This is a genomic window from Desulfosarcina variabilis str. Montpellier, from assembly GCF_048565275.1.
Lineage (GTDB): Bacteria > Desulfobacterota > Desulfobacteria > Desulfobacterales > Desulfosarcinaceae > Desulfosarcina > Desulfosarcina variabilis.
Genome location: NZ_CP159846.1, coordinates 756,470 through 777,716, shown reverse-complemented (window position 1 = coordinate 777,716; position 21,247 = coordinate 756,470). Strand labels below are relative to the sequence as shown.

General features: G+C 53.3%; 15 protein-coding genes. 5 read left to right on the top strand and 10 right to left on the bottom strand.

Annotated elements, in window-relative coordinates; genetic code table 11:
* Entirely contained in the window at nucleotides 1-1,137 is a 1,137-nt protein-coding gene (locus Dvar_RS03480; RefSeq protein WP_419660340.1) for an ABC transporter substrate-binding protein, read from the bottom strand.
* Nucleotides 1,138-1,650: 513 nt separating this feature from the next.
* On the opposite strand from Dvar_RS03480, the gene Dvar_RS03475 reads away from it, so the two are divergent.
* The 3 genes from Dvar_RS03475 to Dvar_RS03465 all read left to right on the top strand — a co-directional run bounded on the left by Dvar_RS03475 (nucleotide 1,651) and on the right by Dvar_RS03465 (nucleotide 5,458).
* The gene (locus tag Dvar_RS03475) at nucleotides 1,651-3,042 is read left to right on the top strand and encodes a PocR ligand-binding domain-containing protein (protein WP_419660339.1); all 1,392 of its coding nucleotides are present in this window, start codon (nucleotides 1,651-1,653) and stop codon (nucleotides 3,040-3,042) included.
* A gap of 163 nt (nucleotides 3,043-3,205) precedes the next feature.
* Nucleotides 3,206-3,427: a hypothetical protein gene (locus tag Dvar_RS03470; RefSeq protein ID WP_419660338.1), complete on the top strand. Its 222-nt coding sequence runs from the start codon at nucleotides 3,206-3,208 to the stop codon at nucleotides 3,425-3,427.
* Between the two features lie 27 nt (nucleotides 3,428-3,454).
* A complete protein-coding gene (locus Dvar_RS03465; protein ID WP_419660337.1) occupies nucleotides 3,455-5,458 on the top strand; it encodes a methyl-accepting chemotaxis protein in 2,004 nt (667 codons plus the stop codon).
* A gap of 123 nt (nucleotides 5,459-5,581) precedes the next feature.
* On the opposite strand, the gene Dvar_RS03460 is transcribed toward Dvar_RS03465, so the two are convergent.
* Nucleotides 5,582-8,194 (bottom strand): ATP-binding protein, encoded by a 2,613-nt coding sequence (locus tag Dvar_RS03460; protein ID WP_419660336.1) that lies wholly within the window; start codon nucleotides 8,192-8,194, stop codon nucleotides 5,582-5,584.
* Between the two features lie 4 nt (nucleotides 8,195-8,198).
* Complete coding sequence (locus Dvar_RS03455; protein ID WP_419660335.1) at nucleotides 8,199-9,449, bottom strand: ABC transporter substrate-binding protein; 1,251 nt, start codon at nucleotides 9,447-9,449, stop codon at nucleotides 8,199-8,201.
* Nucleotides 9,450-9,483: 34 nt separating this feature from the next.
* On the opposite strand from Dvar_RS03455, the gene Dvar_RS03450 reads away from it, so the two are divergent.
* Nucleotides 9,484-9,939, top strand: a complete 456-nt coding sequence (locus Dvar_RS03450) for a hypothetical protein (protein WP_419660334.1) — start codon at nucleotides 9,484-9,486, stop codon at nucleotides 9,937-9,939.
* A gap of 135 nt (nucleotides 9,940-10,074) precedes the next feature.
* Nucleotides 10,075-10,530, top strand: coding sequence for a hypothetical protein (locus Dvar_RS03445; protein WP_419660333.1), 456 nt, complete (start codon nucleotides 10,075-10,077; stop codon nucleotides 10,528-10,530).
* 286 nt (nucleotides 10,531-10,816) lie between these two features.
* Here Dvar_RS03445 and Dvar_RS03440 read toward each other — a convergent pair whose 3' ends face one another.
* The 7 genes from Dvar_RS03440 to Dvar_RS03410 form a co-directional block, all read right to left on the bottom strand.
* On the bottom strand, nucleotides 10,817-14,224 hold the full coding sequence (locus tag Dvar_RS03440; protein WP_419660332.1) for a PAS domain S-box protein: 3,408 nt from the start codon (nucleotides 14,222-14,224) through the stop codon (nucleotides 10,817-10,819).
* A 431-nt stretch (nucleotides 14,225-14,655) separates the two neighbouring features.
* Nucleotides 14,656-15,531 (bottom strand): two-component system sensor histidine kinase NtrB, encoded by an 876-nt coding sequence (locus Dvar_RS03435; RefSeq protein ID WP_419660331.1) that lies wholly within the window; start codon nucleotides 15,529-15,531, stop codon nucleotides 14,656-14,658.
* Nucleotides 15,497-16,345 carry a PAS domain-containing protein gene (locus Dvar_RS03430; RefSeq protein ID WP_419660330.1) on the bottom strand — a complete coding sequence of 283 codons (849 nt, stop codon included), beginning with the start codon at nucleotides 16,343-16,345 and terminating at the stop codon, nucleotides 15,497-15,499. The genes Dvar_RS03435 and Dvar_RS03430 overlap by 35 nt, the downstream gene beginning before the upstream one ends.
* Nucleotides 16,346-16,429: 84 nt before the next feature.
* Nucleotides 16,430-16,948: a hypothetical protein gene (locus Dvar_RS03425; protein WP_419660329.1), complete on the bottom strand. Its 519-nt coding sequence runs from the start codon at nucleotides 16,946-16,948 to the stop codon at nucleotides 16,430-16,432.
* A 414-nt stretch (nucleotides 16,949-17,362) separates the two neighbouring features.
* Complete coding sequence (locus Dvar_RS03420) at nucleotides 17,363-18,124, bottom strand: hypothetical protein (protein ID WP_419660328.1); 762 nt, start codon at nucleotides 18,122-18,124, stop codon at nucleotides 17,363-17,365.
* A 268-nt stretch (nucleotides 18,125-18,392) separates the two neighbouring features.
* Nucleotides 18,393-20,321 (bottom strand): FAD-dependent oxidoreductase, encoded by a 1,929-nt coding sequence (locus Dvar_RS03415; protein WP_419660327.1) that lies wholly within the window; start codon nucleotides 20,319-20,321, stop codon nucleotides 18,393-18,395.
* Nucleotides 20,322-20,408: 87 nt separating this feature from the next.
* Nucleotides 20,409-21,224 carry an alpha/beta hydrolase gene (locus Dvar_RS03410; RefSeq protein ID WP_419660326.1) on the bottom strand — a complete coding sequence of 272 codons (816 nt, stop codon included), beginning with the start codon at nucleotides 21,222-21,224 and terminating at the stop codon, nucleotides 20,409-20,411.
* Between the last annotated feature and the right edge of the window lie 23 nt (nucleotides 21,225-21,247).

The following is a 21,247-nucleotide window of genomic DNA, read 5'->3' as shown; positions in this document are numbered from 1 at the left end:
TTACTCCAAAACCACAAATGTCTGGTTACAGATGATCCGGATAGAGATATTCAAGGGTTTGACATCGCCGTACGCATCAAAGCTGATTTTACCCTGCAGCCCGTCAAACTCACCAATTGAAAGAATGGTGTCTTTGAGCAGTTGGCCGGATGTTTGGGATTTCAGGGCCGTTAAGACCACCTGGGCCCCATTATAGGCATAAAACCCCGGGAAATCGGGTTCCCGCTTGAATCGCTCAAGATAGATTTTCCGAAATGCTTGATACGGCTGACTTGGGCTATTCCAGTCAAAAGCAATGGGCAAGGTCACGCCTTCCACGGCCTTGCCGCCCATCTCGAGGAAACGCTGAGTCGCGGCCCAGTTTGACGATGTAATGTTTACAGACGAGTTGGATTTGCGGATCTGCTGGCACAACAAGGCCGAATCCATGGGGTTGGCAATGATCAGAATACCATCCGGTTCCACCGCCAGCAGACCATGGGCGATTTTTGAAAAAGAACGCCCGTCTTCTGTTTGAAAATCAATCTCGGCCAGAATTTCTCCGCCATCGGTAGTAAATGGTTTTTTAAAACTTTCCAGCCAGTTTTCAGAAAACGAACGGTTGCTGCCGTCATACGCCACGGCGATGCGCCGCATGGTTTTGGAATCGATCTGGTAACGGGCGCTTCGATGGGCATGTTCTCCGGCGGTTATGCAAACACGGAAGAAATAGTCATCCAGGCCGGACAGGTCCGGGGTGGTGACGGTGCCCCCGACGGCAACCACCTGGGATGCATTCAACAATGGCACAATGGCCTTGGCAATAAAACTTGACATGGGGCCGACAATGGCAGCGACGTCCTTTTCAATCAGTTCCTCAACGGCTTTCACGGCGGGTTCAGCATGCGCTTGATCGTCTTTAATGATGAGTTCTACCGTCTGGCCGTGGATACCGCCGGCCGCGTTGCATTGCGCCACGGCGAGTTGAACCCCATCCCGACTAGCAATACCGATATCCGCCGTGCGCCCCGATAGGCTGCTTAAGAAGCCGATTCGTACCGGCTGATTGGAATGACAAGCGCCAAAAAAAATACCATATATCATCGTGACAACCGCAAGGATGTGAATGGGGGAGAAAAGAACGCATCGTCGGTTCATTGAGAGCCCTCCTTGAAGGATCGGTAGACGTTAACCGTGCTCTGATGGGAGATTAAGGGTAACCGTATGTTTAGTATATGACGACCGTTAACCATGAATCCAGCTATTTTTCCAGGGTTATGGGGTGCCGGCCAACCGCCGACATTTTATTAAAATCCGGTTATCCGGAAAGCTCCAGCTGATATCTGTTCCAACATAGGAGAATGAATTCAACTGATATATGGACCAGTGTTAAGGAAAGGCATCCTATCGATTCCTATATAAAATCAGATCCGATCCACCACTTAACACTTGAAACTTAACACTTTCACAAAACAACATTGTCGGGAGCTTTTCGTCTCTAACTTGAGCTTTCCAGATAACCGGATTATTAAAAAGCCATTCGACACTATTTTTTCAGCGATGTCTGCTTTTAGCATTACGGTTGTTCAAGAAAACCACACGGCAACCGAAGAACGTGTTAGAATTACTTTGTTAAATAATTGAAATTAGATACCAGTGAGTTGATAAAATATGCCTTTGGAATTAAATAAAATAATTGATTTGAAGCGCCTGACCCGACTCTTCGAGGCTTTTTATTCGGCAACCGGGATCGCCGTGTCCATTGTTTCGCTAAATGGAAAAATCTGTGCCGATGTCGGTTACCAAAAAATCTGCACTGATTTTTATTTACGGCATTCTCAATCGGCCTCGGTCTGTCTTAAAAATCAAGCCCGCCTCCGTGCCAAATTGATGGACGGGCAGAATCCCATTGTTCACCGTTGCCCCTTTGGACTATTCAATGGCGCCACCCCAATGATCATCGATCATACCCATGTTGCCAGCCTGTTCACCGGCCAATTTCTTCTCGAGCCACCCGATGCGGAGGCCATGGCAGGCTTTAAACAGCAAGCGGCCAAATGGGACTTTAATGAAGCGGCCTTTACCAGGGCAGCAAAGGATATCCCTATTTTTTCCGAAGACCGGGTCAAAGCGTTTTTGCACTATCTAAAACAACTATCCGAAATGATAGGCGAAATGGGACACACCCGCCTAAAATTGGAGGCGGGTAAGCAGGACCTTCGCGTCAATGAGACCCGTTATCGTCAGCTTTTCGAATCAGCCAATGACGGCATTTTTGTCCTCAAAGACGGCATCCTGATCGACTGCAACCAAAAGGCATTGGATCTGTTCCACGCCTCCCGCGAAGAGATGATCGGCGAGTCGCCCATAGCGCATTCACCGGAAATCCAACCCGACGGACGCTCGTCCATGGATGAAATTCAAAAACGGGAAGAACTCGCTCGGCAGGGCAAACGTCAGTGCTTTGATTGGCATTTCGTCCGCAAAGACGGCACGTCGTTCGATGCCGATATCAGCCTGACCCAGTTCATGATCGGTGACATGTTCCATATCCTGGCCATTGTTCGTGACGTCACCGAGCGGAAAAAGATGATCCAGGCCCTTCAGGAACGCGAAAAAGAACTGGACGAAAAGAGCCGCTACCTGGAAAAGGTCAACCAGGCACTAAAAGCCTCCCTGGATCATCGGGAGATCGAAAAACGGGCCGTGGAAGAGAACATGCTGGTCAACCTGAAACGGTTTGTCTTTCCCTACATCGAAGCGCTTGGGAATTGCAAAATCAACACGGATGCCAGCGCTTACCTGAACATCATTGAAACCAATCTGAAAGATGTTGTCTCCCGCTTTTCCAAAACCGTGTTCTGGAAATACCAGGATTTGACCCCTACCGAGGTTCAAGTCGCCGACCTGATCCGCAGCGGCAAAGATACCAAGGCCATCGCCCAAATGCTGGGATTGTCCCCTAGTTCTGTTCAGTGGCACCGTAAAAACATTCGCGAAAAGTTCGGGTTAACCAATAAAAAGATCAACCTTCAAACCTACCTGGCATCCCTTTCCGGATAAGCCCACTTCAAACAGGGGGTTCCCCCCCCCATTTTGCACCATTTTTTCCATTGTTAAGCACAATCCCTTACCGTCGATAACGGAATCAGACACAACGATTGTGGCTGAACGCTGGCTGCAAAAGACAGCTGCCGTCCCCAAAACCTGCCAGGAGGGAACATTGATGCACATCCAGGAAAATCCCGATGCCATCGGAAAAGTGATTTTGGATGACCTTCATGCCATCGACAAACACCTGGCAATCATCAACAGCCGACTCGAAATGCTGTTGCACACGAATCTGCCCGACTATGTCAAGTCCGACCTGGTCAACATGGCCAAGGCCGAACAAGCCGCTAGTCAGATCCTTCGCAATCTGAGCCTGTTTTGCCATAAACAACGTTAACGTTATCAATGTACAAGGAGCATGAACATGAAAATAAACCTGCAGTCCATTTCTTCCAAGCTCATTTTCGGGGGTGTCGCCGCCGTGATGATTCCGTTGATCGTGGTCGGATACATTTCGTTTTCCAAGGCCCAAACCGCGTTGATGGGCATATCCAAGCAGCAGGCCCATGGAATTGCCACGGATCTGGCCCGACTGACCCGCAATGTCATCCAGGCTGAAATGGAAAAAGCCCGTGTTCTGGCCAACCAGAAAGAAATTCTTGAGCTAAGTGAAGCCGTCGACCATTCCGGCGCCCAGGCCAGCAAATCGATGGTGGAAGACGTATTTGCCGATCTGGCTGTTGAATTTCGCAACATGGGCAATCACTACCAGGGACTTTTCATCACCAATGCCGACGGTGAGCTGTATACCGGGGTTCTGGAAGGCGGCGGAGAATATAAAGGCATCAATGTCAGTAATACGGATTATTTTCAGGCAGCACGACAGGAAGGCAAATCAGTGCTGAGCAACATGGTTCTCTCGAAACGCACCGGCAAGCCGATCGTCGTGGCATGTACGGCCATCAAAGCCGAAAACGGTAAATTCCTGGGTATATTCGGTTTGGTGATCAATGCGGACTATTTTAGCGAAGTGGTAGCAAATCGCAAAATCGGCGAAACCGGCTATGGCTGGATGGCCGATGCCACCGGCCTTTGCATTGCCCATCCCAAGCCTGAAAACATTCTCAAAACAAATTTTTCCAGCATCACGGAAATGGACGCCATCATTCGGAAGATGAAAGCCGGCGAAACCGGTGTGGAAGCTTATGAATTCCAGGGCATCCGCAAAATCGCCGGGTTCGCGCCCGTGGGCATCAACGGCTGGGCCATCGGCGCCACCCAGGATCAGAATGAGTTCCTGGCCGCCTCCCATGCCATCCGCAACGCCAACATCATCGTCACCCTAGTGGCCGCGCTGATCGTCGGCGTGATCGTCCTGTTTTCCGCCCGCGCCATCGTACGCCCCATCAACGCCGCCGTGGACGGCCTCAAGGACATCGCCCAGGGCGAAGGCGATCTGACCATGCGCCTTGAAGTCAAAAGCCGTGACGAGGTGGGCGAGCTGGCCAAGTGGTTCAACGTCTTCATCGAAAAGCTGCAGGGCATCATCAAGGATATCGCCGGCGGTGTGGAAACCCTTTCTTCATCATCCACAGAACTGTCCGCCATCAGCGAGCAGATGACCCAGGGCATCACCACTGTCTCGGATAAATCCAACACCGTCTCGGCCGCCGCCGAGGAGATGACCACCAACATGACCAACGTGGCCGCGGCCATGGAAGAGTCCGCCACCAACACCAACATGGTGGCCACCGCCGCCGAACAGATGTCCGCCACCATCGGCGAAATCGCCCAGAATGCCGAAAAAGCCCGCGGCATCTCCGACGAAGCCGCCCACAAGGCATCCAACGCCTCCACCAACATGGATCAGTTGGGCGAGGCGGCCAACGACATCGGCAAGGTCATCGAGACCATCACCGACATCAGTGAGCAGGTCAACCTGCTGGCCCTCAACGCCACCATCGAGGCGGCCAGGGCCGGCGAGGCCGGCAAGGGCTTTGCCGTGGTGGCCAACGAAATCAAGGAGCTGGCCAAGCAGACCGCCGCCGCCACCGGAGATATCAAGGAAAAAGTCGAAGGCATTCAGGGCACCACATCCACCACCGTGGGGCAGATCAGCGAGATCACCCAGGTGATCACCGACGTCAATGACGTGGTGGCCACCATCGCCACGGCCGTGGAGGAGCAGTCCGCCGCCACCCGGGACATCGCCACCAACGTAGCCCAGGCCTCCCAAGGCATCCAGGAAGTCAACGAAAACGTCAACCAGAGCTCGTCCGTATCTGGTGAGATATCCAAAGACATCGCCGATGTCAGCGTCTCCATGAACGAGATGTCCACCAGCAGCAGCCAAGTCAACCTGAGTGCCCAGGAACTGTCCAAGTTGTCCGAAAGCCTCAAGCAGATGGTGGATCAGTTCAAGGTCTAACCAATTGAGCGATTAGCGGTTAGCAATTAACTGCTAACCGCTAATCGCTAACAAATGAACCTGACCTACAAACCGACTGTTGACCGACTACCAACTACTGATCACTGATCACCGATCACCCCATCACCCATCACCACCCCCCTTTGGCAACCGAATAACAAAACAGGTACCCCCACCCTCCGCCGCCTGCACACGCATCTCACCACCGTGATCCTCGGCGATAATGAAGTAGGAGACCGACAGCCCCAGCCCTGTGCCCTGGCCCACCGGCTTGGTCGTGAAAAAGGGTTCGAAAATGCGCCGGCGAATCGATTCATCCATGCCCGGGCCGTTGTCTTCGATCTCCACCCGCACCCAGTCTCCGTCATCACTTACCCGCAGCACGAAACTAGGCGGGGCCGAAGTATCCGTGCTCCCGGCCATGGCCTGGGCACCGTTTTTGAGGATATTCATGAACACTTGCTGAATCTTGCTGGCCTCGCAGGGAACGACCGGCACCGCCGGGTCGTACTCCCGCCGGATGTGGATCTGTTTAACGTCATAGTGCGTTTTCATATCGTAATCGGTACGGACCAGTTCCAGGGTCTGGTCCAGGAGCGCGCTCAGGTCATGACTCGAAACGCGCCGATCACTCTTACGGGCGAAGCTGAGCATGTTTTTAACGATGTCGGCGGCACGGATCCCGGATTCGCGGATGTTTCCGATCAGGTTGGGCAGCCGGCGCAGTTCCAGGTAGTGCCGGATGGCATCCATGGCGATACCGGCGGATTGAGCGGCCTTCTGGTTGGCCGGCAAATCCCCAAGCAGACGATTCTCCAGAACCAACGCGCTTTGCAGGATACCGGCCAGGGGATTGTTGACCTCGTGGGCCATGCCCGCCGCCAGGCCGCCGACAGAAAGCATCTTCTCACTTTGGATCATCATTTCCTCCATCTTTTTGCGCTCGGTAATATCCTGGACAAAGGCCACAAGAAACGCCTGGTCCTCGAAACGTATCATGTTTTCCACGACCTGAATCGATAAAATGTCGCCGCTTTTGGTCCTGTGCAACACTTCGCTGGTCTTGGTGCCAACCTCATTTAGGATGGCCGTACCGTTTGTCCAATCCTCGGGTCCGAATCCAGGAGAAAAATCAAAGATCGTCATACGGCAAAGCTCCTCCCGGGTGTAACCGAGGCTGGCGCAGCCATGTTCGTTCACGTCGAGGACCTCACCTTTTCTTCCCATTCGCCAGATACCGATAGGGGCCTTGTCGAAAATGAACTGGGTCAGGCGCAACCTTGATTCCATTTTCTTACGCTCGGTTATGTCCGTAAGCATCCCGTAAAAAACGATCGTGTCGCCAACCTGCCGGGGCACGCTGCGGCCCTCGAACCAAATGGTTTGGCCGCAGGGTTTGATAAAACGTCCTTCATAATACCAGGGCGTCAAGGCGTCTCCCGACGCTTTCACGGACCTGACAAAGCCAGCCCGGTCATCCTCGGGCAGGTGGGTCACAAACGCCTTGAAGAAATTTTCTTGTCCGGAGTCCAACCCGAAGATCTCGATGGTCTTTTCCCGCACCACGCTGAATAGCGAGCGGGATTCAGGGGCCTCGGGGATCGGCACGTATCGGTACACCACACCGGGAACGTTGGAAATGAGTTCTTTGAGCTGTTCTTCACTGTCGACCAGTGCCTTTTCGCGCTTGCTGATTTTTTCAGCCATGCGCTTGAGGCTTTTGCCCAATCGGGCAAACTCCTTGACCCTGGCCGGCGGCCATTGAAGGTCATAGCGCCCACCGGCAACGGCCTCCGCCCGATCGGCATAGGCCGTAAAAAGCACAGTGACCTTATCGGCGATAAGCACGGCGACGGACAAGACCAGGCCCAGTGCAACGGCCAGCCCCAGACCAATCAAACCAAATGTTTCCCGTAGCGGTTGAAAGGCGTTGCGAAGCGGCTGGGCGACAAGCACTTTCCAGCCGATGGCGTCCATTTCCACCAGCGTACCCAACATATGCTGGCCATCCAGCTCAAAATCCATGGGAAACGCTTGCCTTTCCATGGCCCCGTCAGAAAAATTGACATTCAACGTCTCTCCCCAGCGTCGCTTTTGGGAGTCGGCCACAATCATTCCCTGACCGTCGATCACCAGGGTGCGAAATCCGGATTCCACCGGCAGATGGCTGATGATCTCGGACAGGTTGTCCAGGGTGATCTCACCGGTAATAAAGCTGTCGGCCAGGGGAACCGTCAGCGCCACCGCCATGCGGCTGCTGACGGTGGACAAAAACGTTTCCGACCAGGTCGTCCGCCTTGCCCCTTTGGCTTTGTTGATAAAACTGCGGGCGGAAAGATCCAAACCGATAAAATCGATACGACTCGGGCGGCGCGATTGGGCCAGGCCGATCGTTTGAATGGCGGCATCCGTACGGTCAGCGATAAACAGGGTTTCAAAAAACTCACCATTGCCGCACTGGGCATCCAGCAGGCGAACTGTCTGGGTATCCGTCGCAACCATGTGACGGGGAAGATACCCGGCCAGGGCGGTCAGCTGACGCTGCCCGCCTTCCAGATAGGCCGATATTTGACCGGCAATGCAGCGCGCCATGGCCTGATGCTGGATTCTCGTCCGCGCCTGGATGGTCGGCATCACAAAAAACCATAGCAGTGTAGCAATCGTAATCATTGGCAGAACCGCTACGGCAGCAAAATTCAGGGATAAAAAGCCTTTCAGCGGATAGAGCGATTTCATGAGACTACTCCACAACAACAAATTTCTGGTTACGGACCACACTGATGAAGGTATTGGAACGTTTTACGTCGCCGTAGGCATCGAAGATGATTTTGCCTTGCAGCCCATTGAACTCGCCGATGGAAAGAATACTCACTTTTAGATGCTGGCCTTTTTTTCGGTTATCCAGCGCCGTTAAGACGACCTGGGCCGCATCGTAAGCATAAACGCCGGGGAATCCCGGCTCCTGCCGGAAACGTTCAAGATAGTGCTTTCGAAACCGTTGATAAGCCGGATCAAGGCTGTCACGATTAAAATTTTGGACCACTGTCACGCCTTCCACCGCCCTGCCCCCCAGTTCGATAAAGCGTTCGGTGGCGCCCCAGGCCGCCAGCGTGATAATGGTGTCTGGATCACTTTTGCGGATCTGATGGCAAATCAGGGCGCAGTCCATGGCATTGGCAATAATCAAAATACCGTCGAAATCATTGACCAACGCTGCGTGAACGATTTCCGAAAAGGATTGATGCTCGCCTTTTCCAAATGCAACGGTAGCCGTGATTTGCCCCCCACCGGCAACGAACCGCTTTTTAAAAATTTTCAACCAGCCTTCACTGTAAGCGCGGTTACCCTTGCCGTAGATGACAAGAAATTTACGCACGCCTTCGGATCGGAGCTGATACTCGGCACTATGAATTGCCGTTTCGTCAGTCGCCGGATTAACTCGCAAAAAATAATCATCCTTGCCGGACAGCCGTCCGGTGGAAACGGTGGGACTGACGGCGATAGTCCGGGATTCATTTAAGAAAGGGGTAATGACCATGGCCATATTGCTGGTCATGGGGCCGATAACGGCCTCAACATCCGCCTGGATCAACGCCTGCACGGCCTCCACTACAATATCTTCATTTTGTTGATCATCCTGGATGATCAGCTCTACCCGGCGGCCGTGAATTCCTCCCCTTGCATTGCATTGATCCACGGCCAGTTGAACGGCATCGCGACCGGCGAGGCCCAGATAGGCCACACGACCGGATATCGTCGCAACAAAGCCGATTCGAAAGGGGCGCTTGGCATCACAACTGATCCAAAGGATCCCCAAAACGATCATGGCAATCAGAAATAGCCGGATGGCGCCGAAAAAAAAGGGCCCGGTTGAGTGGTAAAGCTGTTCCAAACCACGCTTATCAGGTGTGTTGAACAGCCCGTTGCGATCACGGCCGACACCCTGTTGCCAATGATCCAACTGATTTTCACAATGTATTATTTTTTTCATCACCGGCCTTATGGTGCAAAAACAGTGAGAATTGATGTGCGCGACGATTAATTTTCTCACGTATCCTTTGGCGGGTAAACCCTTTGCTGAAATCTTGCCTTGTACTCAAGGTGGGGGGGCAACAGTTATATTACCAGGCTTGCGGCCGTTAAAGTCTCAGGGTTATATCAAAGAATTTTTCATCAATCAGGATCCCAATGCGGTTTCCGAATATAAAAAACTTTATGACACCATGTACGGTGTATTGGAAACGGCTGAAAAACACCTGGTCGGCAATCGCGAGCGAACCGAAGTGGTGCACACATTCATGAAGAATCTTCGTGACTATGACGAAGCATTTACGAAGATTCAACAACATATCACCGAGAGTAGCGCACTTCTTGCAAACAACCTGAGCGCCGAAGGGACACAGATGGAAGCGGATCTCACCCAGATCATGCAATCCGCCAAGGAGGAGGGCAACCTGGAAGTGCCTTATGTGGCCGGATAGGCGCTGTGTAATCTGCTGCTCGGCAGGCTTCATGTTTCAAAGTATTTTAGAGACAACGCACAGGAAAATATAGATAAAGTCGAGGCTGAATTCGGTGAAGTCGCAAATAAGTATGCAACCATCAAAGACCGCCTGGTGCAAGAAGATCAACAAACGCTCAGCAAAAGGGTTTTTGAAACAGCGCAACGCTATCTGGCAGATTTCAAAACGGCTGTCGACCATGTCAAAGCAAGCAATAATCTGATAGAAACCACGCTCAACCCTGTTGGTAATACCATGAAGAGCGATCTGGTAGCGGTCTATAACATGGTTGTCAAAGAATCCGATTCCCTCGGTCAAAAAGTGCTATCCCAGAGCAGCGGCGTCGCTCGTACGATTGTCATTGTTGCGGTCCTTGCTCTCATCCTTGCCGCCACTGCCGGATTTTTTATATCCTGCGCCATTACCGTCCAAATTTCCCAGGACATCGCCGATGTGAGCGTTTCCATGAACGAGATGTCCACCAGCAGCAGCCAGGTCAACCTGTCCGCCCAGGAACTGTCCAAGTTGTCCGAAAGCCTCAAGCAGATGGTGGATCAGTTCAAAGTCTAACCAATTGAGCGATTAGCGGTTAGCAATTAGCTGATACTGATAAATTCTAACCGCTAATCGCCCATTTTAGGCGATTGGCGGAAAAGAATGTCCCCATATTGCGCAGGATTTTTTTTCGTCTTCAAGGCGGCGTCAAGGTTGCATACTTTACGTATTCGGCCTTGGCCGCCAACGCAGAAAACGGGAAAAAAGACAAGCAAGATGGGATATTCTTTTACAGAAATCGCCTTAGTTGATGGTGGGCAATGCCCACCCTACAAGCTTCACCTGATCACTAATCAACCCATCACGAATCATCATCCTCCTTGGGCAGCCGGATAACGAAACAGGTACCGCCCCCTTCGGCCGCATGCGCTCCCATCTCGCCGCCGTGATCCTCGGTGACAATGAAGTAGGACACCGACAGGCCCAGGCCAGTTCCCTTGCCTGCGGACTTGGTGGTAAAAAAGGGTTCAAAGATTCGCCGCCGGGTGTCCCCGGCCATGCCCGGGCCGTTGTCCTCGATTTCCACCCGTACCCATGTGTCGTCGTTTAGCACCCGCAACACAAACGTCGGCGGGTCGGGTGCATCGGCAACCGCTGCCATAGCTTCGGCGCCGTTTTTAAGTATGTTCATGAATACCTGCTGGATCTTTCCGGCTTCGCAGGGTACGGGAGGTGCCGCCGAGTCGTACTCCCGCTGGATGCGGCTCTTTTTGAAGTCGTAATGCTTTTTCATGTTGTAGTCGGTCCTGAGCAGGTCGAGGGTTTGATCGAGCAACGTGCCAAGGTCTTGACTGGAAGCCACTTTTTCGCTCTTGCGCGCGAAGCTGAGCATGTTTCTAACGATGGCCGCGGCACGGCTTCCGGACTCACGGATGTTGCCGATCAGGTCGGGCAGCTTGCGCTGCGTCAGGTAGGACTGGATGGCCGCCATGGTCGTACCGGCGGTGTCGGCGGCTTTATGATTGGCCGGCAGATCGCCCAGCAGGCGGTTTTCCAGAACCGACGCGCTCTGCACGATGCCGGCCAGGGGGTTGTTGATCTCGTGCGCCATGCCCGCCGCCAAGCCGCCTACACTAAGCATTTTCTCACTTTGGATCATCATCTCCTCCAGGCGCACCTGTTGGGTTACGTCGTCCACCCGGATTACCGCGCCTTCCACGCTGTTGGCCACCAGCGGAAAAATGGTGATATCTTCATAACGCGTTGTATTCTCCGACTTACGGGAACTGATCACCCGGCGTTCGAAGATGGCCGATTGAATGCGTGCCATCTCATCCGCCAGGCAGGGAAAGACCTTGGCCAACGGCTGGGAGCGGGCCGCTTCGAAACTCAAGCCGGTGACTTTCAGCGTCTGATGATTCCACTGGGTCACGTTGCCTTCACCGTCCACCGCAACAAGAATCGAGGGCATGGAGTCGATGATATTGGAAAGGTAGTTTCTTAAACGGCGCAATTCTTCTTCGTCCTTCTTGCGCTCGGTAATGTCCTGCACAAAGGCCACGTGAAACTCCTGGTCCTCGAACCGCATCAGGTTTTGGATGACCTGGATCGGAAAGATCTCACCATTTTTGCGCTGGTGCAGGGTTTCGATGGTAGTGGTGCCGGCCGCTTTTGGTGTAGCAATGTTGTCCACCCAGGCATTTGTGTCAAAATTGGGATCGACATCGAAGATCTTCATGCGGCAAATTTCATCATGGCTGTAACCGAGGCTGTTGCAGGCCTGTTCATTGACGTCGAGGACTTCACCGTTTTTTCCCATCCTCCAAATGCCGATGGGGGCCTTGTCGAAAATGAACTGGGTAAGATGCAGGGATTCTTCCAGTTGTTTGCGCTGGGTGATATCCAGGCAGACAACGAGGATATTTTCTTTTCCGTCAGGCCCGCTGACTGACCGTACGAATTCTTCAATCCACATCTGGCTGCCATTTTTGCGTATCATCCGTAGCTGCCAATGGAAAATCCGCTTCTGCGTCTGCAGGCAGCTTGTGATTCCGTCACGTGCAGCATCCTTGTCCGCTTCGCAAAAAAGATTCGAGAAAAAGTTTCCCAGCAATTCGTTTTTGCCATAGCCGAGTTGATCTGCGCCGAAATCATTGACGGCAGTAATGATCCCCTCGCCATTGATGGTGAAAAACATGGATGGCGTTTCGTTATAGAAGGCTCGGTAGCGCTCCTCACTGGCCCTTAGGTTTGCTTCCGCCTTCTTTTGCTCGGTAATATTGGCCAAACGCCGGTGGGCGTCTGCCTCGCTCAAGGCTTGGCTCAGATCATTCAGCCCATCAAACACCGTTGCCATGGTAGGATCCATTCCGGTTGAATCAAGCCGGCTCCCGTACTGATTCTTTTTAAAATCCTCGATCTGCCGAACCACAATTTGAGACAGACCGTTCAATTTGGCAATCTGGCGTTTCAAAAAAAACGCCTTGAATTCTCCGAAGTGGAAGGGATAATTGTCAACATATTCATCCCTAAACGGTTTCCCTTCTGGTACTTGGAAAAAGAAAATTCCGGTCAAGGTCTGATTGAGGAAAAGGCCAAGTATTTCACCAAAGGTGGAAAAGCCTGCAATGGCACTGCCCGTCAGGACATCCCCCATTTCCGAAAGCTGATTCTCGTTTAACAACCGTCTCTGGATGCAGTCATTGAGAATACCGGCAATCGGCGCACCGGGTTTGCCTTCCATAAACCGTTTGAAATCACGAATCGTACGTTGAACAAAGTCTCCTTTCTTGATCAGCAGCAACTCCTCGCCTGGGGAAATGTCACAGTAAAAGTGGAGCGTTTCCATATCAATATCGATCCCCGATACCGACCGGACAAACAACGCCTCACCAACCGAGATAGCAAAGGAATACTCATCCATCAATGCCTCAAGCGCTGAGGGTTGACATTGAAATGTGTCGCAAAGCGCGTCAACCAGACTGATGATCCGCCCCTTCTTATCTATAATCTGACTGACATAGCGATGTTCAACCGATGCAGACAAGATAGAAAAAGAGACCTTCTCAGGAACGAAATTCTGACCCTTCATGATGCCGAATCGTATCCCCGGAGGTGTTTTCAGAAAAGCAATCAACGCATGATTTTCAAACCTATTCCAGCCGTCGTGCAGCCAGGTATTCTGAAAATCAAGCTTGCCGCCGGCAGATCCACCGACAAATAAACACGGGAAACGCCCAGAGTCATACAGGGCCTCCATAAAAAAGGATTCGGATGCGGACAGGCCATCGAAAATGATATAGGCCAATGTATCACGATGGTCGATGTCCATGGAAATATCGAGGTTCCGGATCCGGTTTTTCAGCCGTTCGACCCGTTCACGCAAACTGATTTCAATTTTCCCCCGGCGAAGATCCTCGCAGCCAAGGGGAAGGCTCACCACTTCAGCTTGTGCGATGATGGAGGCATCAAAGCATTGGACGACGACCCGATCCCAATAGCTACCAATCTTGCAATACAAGCTCCCCTTTTGAGCGAAAAGTTCTCCTGCCGTAGAGCAAATTATTTTGGGAACATCGGGAAAACGGCTGAAGATTAACTTTCCGACCTGGTCGATATCCAAATAAGGTGAGATATAAGCGGCAATGAAGGTTGGCGTCAAACCGATGGCAGCCAACTGATCAGGCAGTTGGCCGACCTTGCTTTCGATGACGCATGCACCGGCAGCGCTCATTTTGCCTTGCTTCTTGCTGAAATCAGACAAGCTCATGGTAATCTCTTTTCAGCCTCTCTCGTTTATTACAGGCAGGCGATGGCGTACCGCATAGATGCCGACGTTTTGGGTTAACGATTGCCTTCCTCTGCGTTGGGCCAGCCACGCTCGCGCTGTTAGCTGTTAGCTGTTAGCTGTTAGCTGTTAGCTGTTAGCTGTTAGCTGTTAGCTGTTAGCTGTTAGCTGTTAGCTGTTAGCTGTTAGCTGTTAGCTGTTAGCTGTTAGCTGTTAGCTTAAGGTATTCTATCGATTTTAGCCCTCCCATGCAAAGCATGAGAGCGATAGGCGATGACGTGCAGGCATCAAGGTTGATGGTGGGCGATGCCCACCCTACACGCTTCACCGACCACCCTATCACCCTATCACCCTATCACCCTATCACTCCATCACCGACCACCGACCACCGATTACCGATTACCGATTACCGATTACCGATTACTGATCACCCATCCCCCCCACTTAGGCAACCGAATCACAAAACGAGTGCCACCGCCCTCTGCAGCATGCACACTCATCTCACCGCCGTGATCCTCGGTGACGATGAAGTAGGAGACCGACAATCCCAGGCCCGTGCCCTGGCCCACCGGCTTGGTGGTAAAGAAAGGTTCGAAGATCCGGCGCCGGGTGTTTTCGTTCATGCCCGGGCCGCTGTCCTGGATCTCCACTCGTACCCAGGCGTCGTCGTTTTGCACCCGAAACACGAACGCCGGCGGGGCTGGCGCATCTTTTACCTCGGCCATAGCCACGGCCCCCTTTTTGAGGATGTTCAGGAACACCTGCTGAATCTTGCTGGCCTCGCAAGGCACTGAAGGCACCAAAGGGTCGTAATCCCGCTCGATATGAATCTGTTTGACGTCGTAACGCTTCTTCATGTCGTAGTCGGTTCGGACCAGGTCAAGGGTCTGGTCCAGAAGCTTGCCCAGATTCTGGCTGGAAACCCGCCGGTCACTCTTGCGGGCGAAACCGAGCATGTTTTTGACGATGGCCGCGGCCCGGCTACCGGATTCGCGGATGCTCTCGATCATGCCGGGCAGCTTGCGCAGTTCCAGGTAGTGCCGGATCGCTGCAAGGCTGATACCGGCAGCCTCGGCGGCCTGCTGGTTGGCCGGCAGATCGCTCATCAGTCGATTTTCCAAGACCGACGCGTTCTGCAGGATACCGGCCAAAGGGTTGTTGACCTCGTGGGCCATGCCCGCCGCCAGGCCGCCCACGCTAAGCATCTTCTCACTCTGGATCATCATTTCCTCCAGGCGCACCCGTTCGGTCACGTCATCCACCCGGATCACCGCCCCTTCCCCCCCCATTGGCCACCAAGGGGTAGATGGTGACGTCTTCGTAGCGGATGCCGTGTTCAGATGGGCGGGAGATCTTTGAATCGTGGAGCACCTGTCGGTCGCGAATGGAGATCCGGATGCGGTCCATTTCGCCCTTCAACATGGGAAACACGTCGGCCAGCGGCCGCGATTGGGCCTGATTAACGCTCAGCCCGGTTATTTTCTCGGCCTGACGGTTCCACTGGGTCACCCGGCCTTCCTGATCCACCCCCACCAGCACCGACGGCATGGAATCGATGATGTTGGTGACCAGGCTTTGCGCCCTTTTAAGGTCCGCGTAGGATGTGGAAAGATCCGCAGCCATGACATTCAACGCGTCCTCGATAAGATGCCATTCGTCCCTGCGATTAAGATCGATGCGTGCGTCAAGATTGCCTTGACGAAATGCCTTGATGCCATCGCGGATATCGTCCATGGGTTTTTTGATAATGCTTTTAAAAAAGAGTGTGGTCAGCACAATCAAGGCGACAATAAGCACCAGGGAAATTGTTATCAGCGACGCTTCGGCAATCCGGAGGGTACGCAGGACCTTTGTATTGGCCGCGTTGATCGCCTGGACGACATCCCTGTCAAACTTTTCCAGTATGTCGGTTGCCTGGCGTTTGGCATGCTCAACATCGAATATGCGCTTTTTCAGTTCAACCATTACCGCATTCAGGGCCAACAGCCCTTTTTTGTATGTCTTAAGATCGCTGATGATGGCCAGCAGCTTGGTACGGATGCGCACATCGGAGAACTTGAATGAGGACCGTACGCCAGATTTTCCGATTGTTGAATTGCTCACGAACTGCCGGCTCCTATGGCACCGTCTGGACCAGCGTGGTGCCTTTCAAGAGGATTGGTTTGGTCTTGATGCCCATTTTCTTCATCACCGTCGCGTTGATATACCGTTTACCGTTTCAATGGACGGCACCAGTTGCCGGGCAAAGGCAATGGTTTCGGCAATATGCAGTCTTTCCAAAATTCCCGATACATTCGGCGCCGGATAGCCATATTTCTCGAGGTCGGCATTGACCCCACATAACATCACCGGTGTTTTTACCTTGTCTTTCAGATAGGGAACCACAAACATGGATTGAGCGTTGTCGTCGGCGGCAATCACGCCATCCGGCCGGAGCGTCTGGAACAACTCAAACGCTGCTTTGGCTTTTTGCGGACCGCCGGCGATATTCTTTTTAGTGTCCAGGTAGACGTACTCGATCCGGCAGGTATCGGACAGCGCCGACGCGATCCCATGCCGAACTTCCTGAACGAATTCATAATCCGGCCCGTAGCTCATCACCGCCAACACGTTGTACATGGCCTTGTCGGCCGCCGGCACGAGCTCCGCCAGAAAAAGCAGCAGGGCCAGGCCAACGATCACGCCGCCCACGTTTTTTATTTTCATGGTCACTCCTGTGTACGCACAAGCTGTGCGCCCTGCAAGATAAAGAGGACAAGTAAGATGCTGCAATTCTGTTTATCGGATCATTGTGGGATTGTGTGGAAGCGACGATGAGCAGGAATTCGCCATGAGCAAACAATTGTGCGACCTGTTCCAGGAAGACGAAGGGGTGGCTGTTTTCCACCACAATGAACTGGCGTTGCCAGTGGACACGAGATAGGGAACCTGTTGTTCCCGGCAGGCTGTGAAGGCCTTCAAACGCATGGTCTGGCAGCACAGCCGAAAACAGCGATACGCCCTCGTCGCGCACCAGCTCGACCCCATGATGGTAGTGTTGCCCGGAATCGTTGCCGCCGTCACGACGGATTATTTTAAAAGGACGGGTTTACCCTACGCAGATCCCGCGCCCTTGACAAGTCACCAGTTTGCTAAATAAGGCTGCCAGTCCTCGAAAGGACGATGAATCGTAGCGGTGATTTTCTGCAATTCCCCGTTTTGTTTTAATTTGCGTAAAGCGCTGGATAGGATCCGGTCGATTGTTACACTCTCGGGGCCTTTGCCAATGATGATTGAAGATTTCCAGTTGGCGTACAAGGTGCGGCGAATGTTTTTTATTTTGTTCTGCCGAATGAAAAGGTCGCAGGCATCCTGTTCCCCGATGAAGCCGTCCGATCGTCCCAGACTGACTCTTGAAATCCCTTGTCTGAAACTGTCGATTCCTGAAATCTTGAATGCGAAGTGGGGTTCAGCGCCCCTTAAGGTTTCAATGTGAAGTCTGCCTAAGCTGTCCATTGGCGGCACCTTTACATCAGACCGGGTATAGAGCACAAAGGCGACATCGACAACCGATTCCGAGGCGAAGATGAAGGGCAGGGTTTCTTCCGGAACACGGGGATTGGGGATGTAGGGAATATGAAAATCGATACGACCGTTGGCTAAACTTGCCAGAGATCTTTTTGTAGGCAGTACGCTAATGGAAATCGTACCCGCCGTATAAACCTTGTCGATCGCTTTGACGACATCGACGAACCCGCCTTTAGGCTGGCCGTTTTCATCCACCACGACATGGGGTAATAAATTGCCCACGCCGGCCACCAGATCCTTGGCCTCTAAATTTTCAGAATGGACAATGCAAAGCCAAATAGTTGATAGAAGCATCAAAATCGTTGTTCTTGTCATGGTTATCCCTTGCAGCTCTTCCAGGTGAATACTACCCAAGGATAATCGATCTCTTCTTCCGAGCTCAAGTGTTATTTACTTCATGCGCCCAACATGACGACAATCGAGAAACCGATCCATTCGAATGCTTGTTAAGGGCGCAGGCAAAAAAAATGCTCATCGTGCAATTGTGTCAAAGCGCACGATGAGCAGAAATTCGCCTTTAGCTGTGGGCTATCAGCTATCAGCTAAGGGCTAACCGCTAACCCCTAACAGCTAATCGCTCAATTCAGATTGACCGACTGATCTCCTCGGCCTCGCTCATAGCCAGCATCAAATTGCGCGGCTCCTTGGCATCGCCGATCATATGCACTTCCGCCTTACAGGTCGCCAGCATTTTTTTGGCATCACGGACCGGCGCCATGCCTTCGGCCACCACCACGGTATCGAATGCGTCCAGGGTCTCGGGCTTGCCGGCAGTGGTAAATTGAACCCCGTCGCCGGTAAAAGTCTTCACGCTGACCTGTTTGAACAGACGCACCCCCGCTTCATTCAAGCGTTCGCGCAGGTAGAACCGATCATTGCTGGACATTTCGTCGGCAAAGTGGCGCTTGCGATTTAAAACCACGACCTCGCGTCCCTTGTCGGCCAGAAAATCGGCGGTCACCAAACCGGCCTGGCCGCCGCCCAGAATGATCACCCGATCACCGGTGATCTTGCCATCCAGCACTTCAGTGACCGTGCAAAGGTCCATCCCGGTAGTAAACAAGCCTTTGATGATGGGCATGTCCGGCAGGCTTCCCGACGCCAGAATCACGACATCCGGGTTCAGTTCGTCCAGCAAGGCTTCATCGAAGGGGGTGTTAAGCCGCAGGGCAATCCCCAAACGCTCGATTTCAACGTTTAGAAAATTGATGATGTCCATGATCTCACCGCGCCCGGGCACACGCGCGGCCAACCGCAGCAGCCCGCCAACATGTCCTTTTTCCTCAACCAGGGTCACCATGTGCCCGCGCACGGCGGCCAGCCGCGACGCAGCCATACCGGCAGGCCCGGCCCCCACCACCAGCACCCGCTTTGCAGCCGGTGCCTTTTCATCGGCATCCATTAAATACTCGCGTCCCACATCGGGATTGACCACGCATCCGCCGGGCTCCAATGCCAGTACAGCGTGAATGCAGCCCAGGCAGCAGCCAATGCAGGGCCGGATGGTATTCAGCTGTCCGGTCTGGGCTTTTTGAGGCAGCATGGGGTCGGCAATCAGGCTGCGCCCCATGGCCACCACATCCGCCCGGTCTTCTTTAAGCAGACGATCGGCCATTTCAGGGCTTTTGATCCGACCCACCGCCACCACCGGAATGTCCACCACCTGTTTCACGGCCTCTGCCAGGTAGATGAAACACCCATGCGGAACATACATGGAGGGGATCGTCAACTGCTTGGACCCGTAAACACCGGCCGATACATGCAGGTAATCGGCGCCGTTTTGCTCTAAAATCGGCGCCAGGCGCAGGGCATCGTCAAGGGTCCACCCGCCATCCACGTAGTCCTCGCCATTGATGCGCAGCCCCACGGGAAAATCCGCACCGGCCTTGGCCTTGATGTCGGCCAACAGTTCCAGAAAAAACCGGATGCGGTTTTCAAAACTGCCGCCGTACTGGTCCGTGCGATGGTTGGAATTGGGGGCCATGAACTGATTGATCAGGTAACCGTGGGCCGCGTGGACCTCGACAAAATCAAAACCGGCTTCCCGGCATCGCCGGGCCGCATCACCGAAAGCTGCCACCAGTTCGGCAATTTCGGCCAGGCTCAATTCCTTGGGCACGCCTTTGACCACGGCCAGGGCCGGAATCGGTGAGGGCGCCACTTTTTGGTCATGGTAGGACTGCCGCCCGCCATGCATCAATTGAACCCCAAAACAGACGTCGTAGGATTTAACGCGTTCAACCATTTTCTGCATGGCCGGGATACAACCGTCCTCCCACAGGGCGGGCAGGCCGGGCAGTTCCAGCCCCGTAGGATGGACACCGGCCCCTCCCACGAGAATCATCCCGGCGCCCCCCTTGGCCCGGGCCGCCAGATATTCGGTCAACTGATCGGTAACGTAATTGTTCTCGTCCACGCCAAAATTGATACTCATGGCCGACATGAGCAGCCGGTTCTTGGCTTTCATCCGCCCGATTTCGATGGGGGAAAAAAGGTGCTTGAGGATCGTCATGGAAGCCTCCGCAGGTTTGGGTATAAAAAAGTAAAACCGGTCGGTTTTAATTGCGATACTCGGCTATACACCGTTTGTGTTCTGCCGTCAATGGTCGTCAGCGCGACGACCCGAGCGAAGAAAGGTATTGATGGCCTCCCAATAAACCGGAGATGTTTCAATGGTATTGTGATCGGTACCGGCCACCGTCACATTAGTGGTTGGCCCGCCCCACAGACGCTCAAGCTGGCTGGCCAAACGGGTCGGCACCACCTGGTCGTTGGCAGCGGTGACAAACAGTGCCGGGATGGTGATGGTTGGCGCGATCGACGCCGAATCGAACCGGTGCTTGAGCAGCAGCCGCACCGGAAAAATCGGGTAATGAATCTGAGCCACATGGGTCAGGGAATCGAACGGGGTGACCAGGATGATCCCGCCCACGTTGCGCCTGGCAGCCACATAAACCGCAACCCCCGATCCCAGGCTGCGGCCCATCAGAATCACATGGTCCGGATCGATGCCTTCCTTTTTTATCACCGTGTCCAGTATAAACAAGGCATCCTCGCATAGGTCCCGCTCGGTGGGACGCCCCCCACTGCCGCCGTATCCCCGGTAGTTCATGAACAGAAAGGAACCGGTGGCGAATCGATCGAGGCTATAAAAATTTAAAGTGATATCCTCGGCGTTGCCGCCATAGTAAACGATCAACGGTTGATCCGGACCAATCCGATCCTTGAACAACCATCCTTTGAGGTCGACCTCGCCGTGGCGCAGCGTCAACGCATGGGAGGCATAGGACTTTTCGATACCGGAAGCTGTCGGCTGGGGAAAGAAAATCATCCGCTCCTGAAAAAAGTAGAGCAGCAGACTGATACCGGAGAACAGGGCGAAAACAATGCCGATAAACTCGAGGGTTGTTTTCATGGCGAGACCCGATTAGGGTTCAA

Coding starts and splice junctions, on each gene's coding strand:
- Dvar_RS03425 (WP_419660329.1), bottom strand. CDS start 16,948: ATGAAAATAAAAAACGTGGGCGGCGTGATCGTTGGCCTGGCCCTGCTG.
- Dvar_RS03435 (WP_419660331.1), bottom strand. CDS start 15,531: ATGGGGGGGGAAGGGGCGGTGATCCGGGTGGATGACGTGACCGAACGG.
- Dvar_RS03415 (WP_419660327.1), bottom strand. CDS start 20,321: ATGACGATCCTCAAGCACCTTTTTTCCCCCATCGAAATCGGGCGGATG.
- Dvar_RS03410 (WP_419660326.1), bottom strand. CDS start 21,224: ATGAAAACAACCCTCGAGTTTATCGGCATTGTTTTCGCCCTGTTCTCC.
- Dvar_RS03470 (WP_419660338.1), top strand. CDS start 3,206: ATGCACATCCAGGAAAATCCCGATGCCATCGGAAAAGTGATTTTGGAT.
- Dvar_RS03420 (WP_419660328.1), bottom strand. CDS start 18,124: ATGACAAGAACAACGATTTTGATGCTTCTATCAACTATTTGGCTTTGC.
- Dvar_RS03455 (WP_419660335.1), bottom strand. CDS start 9,449: ATGAAAAAAATAATACATTGTGAAAATCAGTTGGATCATTGGCAACAG.
- Dvar_RS03440 (WP_419660332.1), bottom strand. CDS start 14,224: ATGAGCTTGTCTGATTTCAGCAAGAAGCAAGGCAAAATGAGCGCTGCC.
- Dvar_RS03460 (WP_419660336.1), bottom strand. CDS start 8,194: ATGAAATCGCTCTATCCGCTGAAAGGCTTTTTATCCCTGAATTTTGCT.
- Dvar_RS03480 (WP_419660340.1), bottom strand. CDS start 1,137: ATGAACCGACGATGCGTTCTTTTCTCCCCCATTCACATCCTTGCGGTT.
- Dvar_RS03475 (WP_419660339.1), top strand. CDS start 1,651: ATGCCTTTGGAATTAAATAAAATAATTGATTTGAAGCGCCTGACCCGA.
- Dvar_RS03450 (WP_419660334.1), top strand. CDS start 9,484: ATGTGCGCGACGATTAATTTTCTCACGTATCCTTTGGCGGGTAAACCC.
- Dvar_RS03465 (WP_419660337.1), top strand. CDS start 3,455: ATGAAAATAAACCTGCAGTCCATTTCTTCCAAGCTCATTTTCGGGGGT.